This window comes from Moorena sp. SIO4A1 (assembly GCF_010672065.1).
In the GTDB taxonomy this organism is placed as follows: domain Bacteria; phylum Cyanobacteriota; class Cyanobacteriia; order Cyanobacteriales; family Coleofasciculaceae; genus Moorena.
In genome coordinates this window covers 1-1,666 of the sequence record NZ_JAAHHX010000562.1, presented here as the reverse complement: position 1 = coordinate 1,666, position 1,666 = coordinate 1, and the positions used below count along the sequence as shown (strand labels likewise).

General features: G+C 46.5%; 2 protein-coding genes and 1 pseudogene. 2 read left to right on the top strand and 1 reads right to left on the bottom strand.

Annotation, left to right across the window (positions count from 1 at the left end; translation table 11 throughout):
* Positions 1 to 192: pseudogene (locus tag F6K53_RS40660) on the bottom strand (hypothetical protein); the annotation flags it as partial.
* Positions 193 to 458: 266 nt separating this feature from the next.
* Here F6K53_RS40660 and F6K53_RS40655 point away from each other — a divergent pair.
* Both F6K53_RS40655 and F6K53_RS40650 read left to right on the top strand, forming a co-directional pair.
* Positions 459 to 644: a hypothetical protein gene (locus F6K53_RS40655; RefSeq protein WP_293085875.1), complete on the top strand. Its 186-nt coding sequence runs from the start codon at positions 459 to 461 to the stop codon at positions 642 to 644.
* 194 nt (positions 645 to 838) lie between these two features.
* A partial coding sequence (locus tag F6K53_RS40650; RefSeq protein ID WP_293085872.1) for a BadF/BadG/BcrA/BcrD ATPase family protein occupies positions 839 to 1,666 on the top strand: 828 nt, incomplete at its 3' end.

Below are 1,666 nucleotides of genomic sequence, written 5' to 3'. Positions count from 1 at the left end.
CACATACAACAAAGTCTCTTGAAGTGCATCATTGTAAACCTCCTCAGGAGTGTCATATCTCCTGCGAGATAATCTGCCAGATGTTTCAATCATTTGAATTAGCCGAGTCAGGGCTAGACAACGGCCACGGCGTGAGGAATGCTGTTGAGCTTCTAAAGCTAGCTGTTGCAGTCGTTCGTCCAGTTCGTCCATAGGTTAACTCCATCTCAATCCATCTCCTGGATGCACCTTTCTAAATAACTAACGGTGGCCAACCCCGGATTCTATGCAAAGTCGGAAAAAATTTTTTAAACAGGACTTACCTATTGCCCCCTAAATCCCCCAAACTTGGGGGACTTTCGTGACTTTTTCCCCCCAGATTTGGGGGGTTAGGGGGGCAAAACCAATGATTTGGCATGGAATCGGTCTTGGAGAGGGTTAACAAAAACAGATGAGGCTGTTGTTTTTTTTCCCTGCCCATGTATAATCCTAAAACCATCAAGCGTTGGCTCGTCGGACTGATTGCTATTCCTGTAATCTGGTCAGCCTACTGCGAGTATGAAAATAAACCCTTTACCCAAGCCAGTGATGTGATCAATACCCTGGTGCAAGTCACAGTATTAGTCGATGCCCTTCTCAAGCCAGAAGACTCAGATAACAACTAATTGTAGGCTTTTGGCTAGTTTTGGATGCGATCGCCTTTGGCGGGCTCTTCGAGCCATCGCTAAACTGGCATCTTAGTAGAACTGGCATCTTGCCAGTTTCATGTATTTCATCTTGGGTAGAACTGGCATCTTGCCAGTTTCAATGTGCGTAGAACTGGCAAGATGCCAGTTTCATGAGAGTCAACTAACTATAAATGACAAGCTGTGTAATTGGAATAGATGGCGGTGCCAGTAAAACCCTTTGTGTAGTGATCAACCACCAAGGTCAAGTCCTAGGTCGAGCAGAAGCCGACGCCTCCAATTATCACACCGTTGGTATCAAAACCGCTTTCGCCTCCATAGAATCAGCGATTCGCCAAGCCACCCAACAAGCTTCCGCTAAACTGTCCATGGAATCGGTCACAGTGGAAGCCATTTGTTTGGGATTAGCCGGTGTTGGTCGTCCACGAGATAGAGAAGTGGTGCAAGGCTTCGTCGAACAGTTGTTGTCAAGTCAGACAATTCCGGTCACTTGGGCATTACTCCCCTCTACTGTTGTTATTTGTGATGATGCTTTGATTGCCTTAGTGGGGGGAGTCGGTAAGCCTGTGGGAGTTGTTGCGATCGCAGGCACCGGCTCAATTGTTTTTGGACGCAATGCCCAGGGAAATACCAAGCGAGTTGGTGGCTGGGGGCATATCCTAGGAGATGTTGGCAGTGCCTATCACATTGCCATCTCTGGATTACGAGCCGCTATCAACGCCTATGATGGCTGCGCAGTTACTAGTCTAACAGCAACTAGTCTTCAGGAGCGCTTTACCACCCATTTTAACTTATCAAACTTTAATTATATCACAGATATTATTTATCAGCCAGGGTGGGGAGTCAAAGAAATTGCATCCTTAGCACCAATTGTGGATCAAGCAGCCGCTGAAGGCGATCAGGTAGCCATTAGCATTATCGAAGATACAGTTAATCAACTAGCAAAAGCTACCCAAGTTGTAATTGAAAGCGTCTTTACCCCTGACTCAGAATGTGAGGTA

Excerpts from the sequence above, each read along its gene's own strand:
- F6K53_RS40655 (WP_293085875.1), top strand. The coding sequence starts at position 459 with ATGTATAATCCTAAAACCATCAAGCGTTGGCTCGTCGGACTGATTGCT.